Source organism: Luteibacter sp. ME-Dv--P-043b, assembly GCF_030209605.1.
GTDB lineage: Bacteria > Pseudomonadota > Gammaproteobacteria > Xanthomonadales > Rhodanobacteraceae > Luteibacter.
The window spans coordinates 327,894-335,351 of record NZ_JARVRT010000003.1 but is presented as its reverse complement, the minus strand read 5'-3'; the positions used below and the strand labels follow the sequence as shown (position 1 = coordinate 335,351).

At 67.1% G+C, this 7,458-nt stretch carries 5 protein-coding genes; all 5 read left to right on the top strand.

Annotation, left to right across the window (positions count from 1 at the left end; all coding sequences use genetic code 11):
- Positions 1-469 precede the first annotated feature (469 nt).
- From QRN34_RS02935 to QRN34_RS02915, 5 genes are read left to right on the top strand one after another with little or no spacing between them, the layout of a single operon-like run.
- Positions 470-2,659 carry a polysaccharide biosynthesis tyrosine autokinase gene (locus tag QRN34_RS02935; RefSeq protein ID WP_285401825.1) on the top strand — a complete coding sequence of 730 codons (2,190 nt, stop codon included), beginning with the start codon at positions 470-472 and terminating at the stop codon, positions 2,657-2,659.
- A 10-nt stretch (positions 2,660-2,669) separates the two neighbouring features.
- On the top strand, positions 2,670-3,899 hold the full coding sequence (gene wcaK, locus QRN34_RS02930) for a colanic acid biosynthesis pyruvyl transferase WcaK (protein WP_285401823.1): 1,230 nt from the start codon (positions 2,670-2,672) through the stop codon (positions 3,897-3,899).
- A 2-nt stretch (positions 3,900-3,901) separates the two neighbouring features.
- Entirely contained in the window at positions 3,902-5,152 is a 1,251-nt protein-coding gene (locus QRN34_RS02925) for a glycosyltransferase (protein ID WP_285401821.1), read from the top strand.
- Positions 5,149-6,573, top strand: coding sequence for an MOP flippase family protein (locus QRN34_RS02920; protein WP_285401819.1), 1,425 nt, complete (start codon positions 5,149-5,151; stop codon positions 6,571-6,573). The genes QRN34_RS02925 and QRN34_RS02920 overlap by 4 nt, the downstream gene beginning before the upstream one ends.
- Positions 6,570-7,454: a glycosyltransferase family 2 protein gene (locus tag QRN34_RS02915; RefSeq protein WP_285401817.1), complete on the top strand. Its 885-nt coding sequence runs from the start codon at positions 6,570-6,572 to the stop codon at positions 7,452-7,454. The genes QRN34_RS02920 and QRN34_RS02915 overlap by 4 nt, the downstream gene beginning before the upstream one ends.
- Positions 7,455-7,458 lie beyond the last annotated feature (4 nt).

Sequence of the window (7,458 nt, the reverse complement as noted above, 5' to 3'; positions counted from 1 at the left end):
AGCGGGTCGCCGCAGGCGTGGCACCGAGGGGGCTACCCGCCGGCTCTTGCTCCAAGCCCCATGGCTCTTGCTGCGCCGCAAGACCCCGGAACGAAGCCGCCAATTCCCACGACCCCCACCGCAACATCCAAATCCATGAATCCAAAAGCGAAATGACCACCCAATGAACGATTCATTAGATATTCGTGCAATAAATTACGCCAATATTTAACAAAAACATAATGCTGTCACGCAGCACACCGCCGATAAATCGACGGTTCCTTGACGCATGTCGCAAAACCGACTTCGCTCGCTTTGAGTGCCCTCCCCGCGCGACTAAGCTCAAAGCTCATCGACGCCGATCACACACGTGACTCGCCCTGACGCGACCAAGCACATGCCATCGACGCACGCCGTCGAAACGGCTTACCGGGTGTGCAACGCAGACGCCCAGGCGTCCCCTTCATGACCCAGGAAACCACGCCGCCGCATGACGACGAAGATTGAGCAGGCACACGACGACGACACCATCGACCTCAACGCGCTGTTCGGCACGTTGCTGGATCACAAGTGGATGATCGTGGCGATCACCGGCTGCTTCTTCGTGGCCGGGGTGCTGTATACGGTGCTCGCCACGCCTATCTACCAGGCGACCGCGGTGGTGCAGGTCGAACAGAAAACGCCCAGCCTGCCGGGCCTGAGCGACCTGTCGCAGTCACTGGGAACCAGTGCGTCGCAGGCGGTGACCGAGATAGCTCTGATCACCTCGCGACTGGTGGTGGGACAGACCGTGGACGACATGCGCCTGAACGTCCAGGTGCAACCGAGGCGCATGCCGCTGATCGGCAACTATCTGTCTCGCGGACACAAGCCCGGCCAGCCCGGCAAGCCGCGCTTCGGTCTCAGCCGCTACGGCTGGGGCGGTGAACTGGTGGATATCTTCCGCCTGACCTTGCCCGATCCGGGCATGAGCGCGACCTTCGAGTTGCGCGCCGAAGCCGGCGGTCGCTTCAGCCTGTACGACGACGACGGCAACCGCGTGGCCCAGGGTGCGGTGGGACAGCCGGTGACCGGCAAGGGCGTCACCTTGCAGATCCGCCAGCTGGTGGCCAACCCGGGCACCCGCTTCGACGTAATCGTGCAGCCGCGGCTGACGACCACGACGAAACTGCAGTCCGATATCGTTGCGCTGGAACAGGGCAATGACTCCGGAATCATCGGGCTGACCTACAACAACGCCGATCCCGATCTCGCGCGGCAGGTGCTCGAGCACGTCACGCACGCCTACGTGCGGCAGAACGTCGAGCGCAATTCTGCGGAAGCCGCCAGCCAGCTGCAGTTCGTCAAGGACCAGCTGCCCAAGGTGCGCCAGGACCTGGACAAGGCCCAGGCGGCGATGAACGCGTTCCAGATGAAGTCCCACTCCGTGGACCTGAGCATGCAGACCAAGGGGTTGCTGGACCAGATCGTGTCCGTGGAGAACAACCTCCAGCAACTTCACCTGCAAGAGGCCGATATCGAACGGCGCTTCACCCACGATCACCCCGCGTACAAGGCGCTGCAACAGCAGATGGGCCAGTTGCAGGCCCAGAAGGCGCGGATGCAGAAGGAAGTGGGCGACTTGCCGGACACACAGCAGGAGCTGCTCAAGCTGAATCGTGACACGCAGGTCAGCGGCAACACCTACACCAGCCTGCTCAACCAGGCACAGCAGCTGGACATCGCGCGTGCCGGCACGGTGGGCAACGTGCGCATCGTGGACAGTGCGGCGGTGGATCCCAACGTGCCGGTGCAGCCGCGTAAGGCGCTGGTGGTGATCGTCGTCACCTTCCTCGGCGGCTTCCTCTCGCTGGCCTTCGTTTTCCTGCGGCAGATACTGAACCGCGGTATCGAGGACCCCGCGCTGATCGAGGACCTCGGCCTGCCCGTCTACGCCTCCGTGCCGCTGAGCCCGGGCCAGGGTACGCGAATGTTGCGCCGCGGCCGCTCGCACGCCGCGCACGGTCCGCTGCTGGCCATCGCCGACCCTGCCGACCTGGCCATCGAATCGATCCGCAGCCTGCGTACCAGCCTGCATTTCGCGCGACTGGAGGCGAAGAACAACATCCTGATGATCACCGGCTCCAGCCCCTTCGCCGGCAAGACCTTCGTCTCGGCCAATCTCGCCGCCGTGATCGCGCATGCCGGGCAACGCGTGCTGCTGGTCGACGGCGACATGCGCCGCGGTACGCTGCACCAGCTGCTCGGCGTGCGCACCGGCCGCGGCCTGTCGGACCTGCTGGTCGGCAGCGCCGCGCTGGCCGACGTCATACAGCCGGGGCCGACCGAGAACGTGCACTTCATCAGCCGCGGGCAGGTGCCGCCCAACCCATCCGAACTGCTGATGCATGCGCATTTCACGCAGTTCATTGCCAGCGTCGTCCCAGCCTACGACCTGATCATCATCGACACGCCGCCGATCCTCGCGGTAACCGACGCGGCGGTCATCGGCCACCACGCCGGCACCAGCCTGCTGGTGGCGCGCTTCGGCCTGAACAAGCAACGCGAACTGGCGCTGGCCAAGCAACGCTTCGAGCAGAACGGCGTGGAACTCAAGGGCGCCATCTTCAACGCCGTGGAGCGGCGCACCGCCGGCTATTCCGCCTATGCCTACTACAAGTACCAGGCGGATCCCGCATGAAGGCGTTCCCATGTCACGCATCCTGATCGTCGGCAACCACACCTGCGGGAACCGCGGTGACGCCGCGATCCTGCGCGGGCTGCTGGAGTGCCTGGCCGCCGCGTTGCCGGGCTGCGAGGTGGATGTCACCAGCCGCTTCCCGACCAGCTCCGCTTACCTGCTCGGCCGCCCGCTTTTTCCCGACGGGCTGGATGCCTATTACCGCGAAGCGGCCAGCCAACGCTTCGGCCGGTTTCGCCCGCAACTGCTGCGTCGCCTCGTGCCACGCCTGCTGCATGCGCATCTCACCGGCCGGTGGTGGGCACGCTGGGTACCGTTGCCGCAGCGCCATCGCGACACCATCGCGTGGATGGCCGGCTACGACCTGGTGATCCAGGTGGGCGGATCGTTCTTCGTCGACCTGTACGGCCCCACCCAGTACGACCAGTCGATCTGCGCGCTGCTCGCCGGGCGGCCGGTCTACATGATCGGCCACAGCGTGGGGCCGTTCCGGCAACCCTTCTTCCGGCGCATTTCCCGGGATGTCATGCGCCGCGTCGAGGCGCTGGCCCTGCGCGAGGAAGTGAGCGCGCGCTACATGGCCGAGGACGGCATCCCGCAGGACACGCTGCGCTGGACCTCGGACACCGCGTGGCTGGTGGACCCAGGCGCACCCGTGGCCATCGCCGATCCGCCCACCGTCGCGGTGACCTTCCGCGAACTGGCCCCGTTCGACAAGCGGTTGGGCGTGACCCAGGCGCAGTACGAGGAAGCCTTCGCCATCCTGCTGGACGCGGTGATCGAGGCCGGCTACCGCGTGGTGGCATATTCCACCTGCACGGCGATCGACGGTTACCCGAAGGACGACCGCATGGTGGCCTTGCGCGTCGGTGCGCGCATGCGCCACGCCGAGGCCTACCACGTGGAAATGAACGAGCTGACCGACGTAGAACTGGGCCGTTGCCTGGGTGCATGCGTGCTGACCATCGGCACACGTCTGCACAGCGCCATCCTCTCGATGAACTTCGGCACGCCGTCGGTGGCGCTCAACTACGAACACAAGTCCGAGGGCATCATGAAGCGCCTGGGCGTGGACGAACTGGCGGTGCCGGTCACCGCCCTGCTCGATGGCAGCCTGCGCAGCCAGGTGCTGGCGCTGTTGCGGGACGACACGCTGCGCGCTCGCGTGGCCGTCGCGGTGGCGCGGGAAAAGGCCTTCGCACGCGAATCCGTGCTGGCCACCCTGGGGATCGGAGCCTGAGCATGCCGGTGCTGTTCGTCCTCGCCGAGTTTCCGCGCTATTCGGAAACCTTCGTCATCGACCAGATCGTTGGCCTGCTGGACCGCGGGTTCGACGTGCGCATCCTCGCCATCAGCCGGGGGCCGGCCCCCGTGCCCGGCGACATCGTCGACACGCGCGGCCTGATGGCACGGGCGACCTTCGTCTTCGATCACCCGGCCAGCGCGTCGGCCTCATGGCAGGTGCTGTTGCGGCGGCTGCGCCGCGTGCTGCCCGGTCTGCCCAGCGCCCGCGTGCGGCGGGCGCTGTCCGTGCGCCGCTTCGGCCACGCGGCGAAGAGCCTGGTGCTGGCCGGTGCGGTACGCCGCCTGCCTACGCCTCTGCGGGCGCGGGCGATCATCGCCCACTTCGGCCCGACCGGCGTGCTGGCCACGCACTTGCGCACGCTCGGTCTGATCGAAGGGCCGCTGTACACCGTCTTCCACGGCTTCGATCTGTCGCAGCACAGCGTGCTGGCGCGGCATGCGGCCGACTATCGCCACCTGTTCGCGCATGGTGAGCGGATGCTGCCGATCAGCCAACGCTGGCGCGGCAAGCTGGAGGCTCTGGGTTGCGCGGCCGAAAAGATCCAGGTGCATCGGATGGGCGTGGACCTGGAAGGCTTCCGTTACACACCGCCGGCGACGAACGGCGCGCCGGCCCCCGGACGCGAATTGCGCCTGCTGTGCGTGGCGCGCCTGGTCGAAAAGAAGGGCGTGCGCTACCTCTGCGAGGCCGTCGCCCAGCTGGTGCGGCGCGGTGTTCCCCTGCGCCTGGACGTGATCGGCGACGGCCCGCTGCACACGACACTCCGGCGTTTTGTCGACGAGCAAGGCATGCAGGATGCCATCCATATCCTCGGCCGTCGCGACACGACCTATGTGCAGCAAGCCCTGCGTGGTGCCGATGTGTTTGCGCTGCCCAGCGTCACCGCGGCCGACGGCGACCAGGAAGGCATCCCCGTGTCCCTGATGGAAGCCATGGCCAGCGGTGTACCGTGTCTTTCGACGGTACACAGCGGCATTCCCGAACTGATCGAGGATGGCCGTTCCGGCTGGCTGGTGCCCGAGCGCGACGTCGATGCGCTGGCGGACGTGCTGGCGCGTATCCAGGCGGGCGATTTCGACCTGGCGGCCATCGCGCGCGAGGCCCGGCACACCGTGGAGACGCACTTCGACCAGCGCCGGCTGCACGACAGCCTTGCCGCGCAGCTGCACGCGCAGGCAGCCCGATGACCTCGGCACGACGCGATGCGCTGTGGACGGCCGGGTCCACCGTGGTGAGCGCGGGCAGCCAGCTGCTGCAGATCGCGGTGCTCGCGCACCACGTCGACGCACACATGCTGGGCGCGCTGGCCATCGTCAACGTGGTCAACGCCATCGCCACGCTGCTGCAGGACATGGGCCTGAGCAGTTACCTGATCCACCGGCAGGACATCAGCCGCCCGCAGCGCACCTCGTTGTTCATGATCAGCGTGGGGCTGGGCCTGGCGTCGGCGGCGACGCTGTTCGCGATCTCGTATGCGGTCGCCTATTTCTACCGGTCCGACCTGCTGGGCGACCTGCTGCGCCTGTCGACGGTGAACTTCGTCCTGCTGGGCGTGGCGGCACAGTACCAGGCCAGCCTGATCAAGGCGTTCCGCCTGCCCCGCCTGGCCCGCATCGAAGTGATCGGCCGGCTGTGCGGGCTGGCCACGCTGCTGGTGCTGGTGCTGGGCTTCCAGGCGTCCATCGAGGCCGCCGTGTACGCGATGATCGTGAACAGCCTGGTGCGCCTTGTCTGCTTCCTCGCCGTGTCCGAGCGCGAGTGGCATCCGGGCCGCACCTTCGACCGCGGCATCATGCGCGAGGCCCTTCGTTACGGCGCCTTCCAGCTCGGCTCACAGGTGATCAACCAGCTGCGCAGCCAGGCCGACCAGATCATCCTGGGCAAATTCCTCGGGCTGTCCTCGCTGGGCGTGTATTCGCTGGCCAAGGAACTGGTGCTGCAACCGACCAAGCTGATCATGCCCGTGGCCGGACGCCTGGCCCTGCCCCGGCTGGCCACGGTGCAGGACGATCCCGAGGCCCTGCGCCGCATCTTCCTCGTCGGATTGCGCGGCGTGGCGATCTTCAGCGCCGTGGTCTTCATCATGCTGGCGGTGTTCGCGCCGCCCGCCGTCTCGATCCTCTACGGCCATCGCTACGACGGCGTCGCGCGCCTGGTCCCGCTGATGCTGCTGTTCGGCATGCTGCGGCCACTGGGCTCGCTGATCGGCGCCCTGAGCCAGAGCCGCGGCCGCTCGGACATCGAATTCGGCTGGAATGTGCGGATTTGCGGGATCACGCTGGCGGTGAGCGTGGCGGGCGCGGCTTCGCGCTCGCTGGAAATCATGGCGATCGCCCTCGCCCTCAGCCAGGTGCTGTCCACGGTGCTTTCGTATTACTTCTTCTCGTCGAAGCTTATCCAGACCACGGCACGCGAGTTCTTCGACGCCTGGGTCATGGCCAGCGTCGTGCCCTACGCGTGCCTGATGCTGGCCGTCGCGGTGTATCCGGGCGACGGCTGGACAGCCAGCGCCGTGCGTTTCGCCTTCGCCGCGCCGGCACTGGCGTGGGTGATCTGGCACAGCCGCCATATCCTGATCCATCGACAGCTCCAGGCGGTACGCGCATGACCGACACCCTGCCGCTGGTGAGCGTATACATCCCCACGCGCAACCGCTCGGCCCTGCTGCGGCGCGCCGTAGACTCGGTGCTGGCGCAGAGCTACCCGCGGATCGAGATCCTGATCTGCGACGAGGCCTCCACCGACGACACCGCCGAGGTGGTGGACGCGTACGCGCAGCGCCACCCGGGGCGCTTCACCTACCTGCGCAACGACACGCCGCAGGGTGCCTGCCGCGCCCGAAACCGCTGCATCGAGCACGCCACCGGCACCTATGTGACCGGGCTGGACGACGACGACCTGTTCCATCCGCAGCGCATCGCCTGCCTGGTCGAGCTCTACCGCCGGCACGACGTATCATTCGTGTGCAGCCGGTTCCGCTATTTCCAGGACGAGGCGCAGATCGCCGCGTTGCGCGGACGGCATTACGGCGCGACCGAGCTGAACGCGACCGAGCGCCTGGCGCTGCCCGCCCTGCTCTACGCCAACCTGGCCGGCAACCAGGTGCTGACGGAACTGTCGCGGATGCGCGAGCTGGGCGGCTTCGACGAGGCCATGCCATCCTGGCAGGACTACGACATGTGGATACGCCTGGCCGACCGCTTCGGCCCAGCCCTGCGCACGCGGGCCGTGCTGTCCTTCGTCGACGACGACCGCTCGCGGGCGCGCATACGCAACTCCAGCAAGCGCGCCGAAGGCAGCGAGCGCTTCCTGGCCAAGCATGCCCGGCTGATGAGCGCCGACCAGAAACGCAACCATCGCAACATCCAGTTCGTCATCGGCGGCCAGCGCGCACCGCTGCGCGAGATCGTGCGCAACCTGTCGCTGGGCGGCTACAAGTCCACGCTGAAGGTGTTGCTGCACAAGTTCTTCGGCCGGGCGATCGGCTGAACGC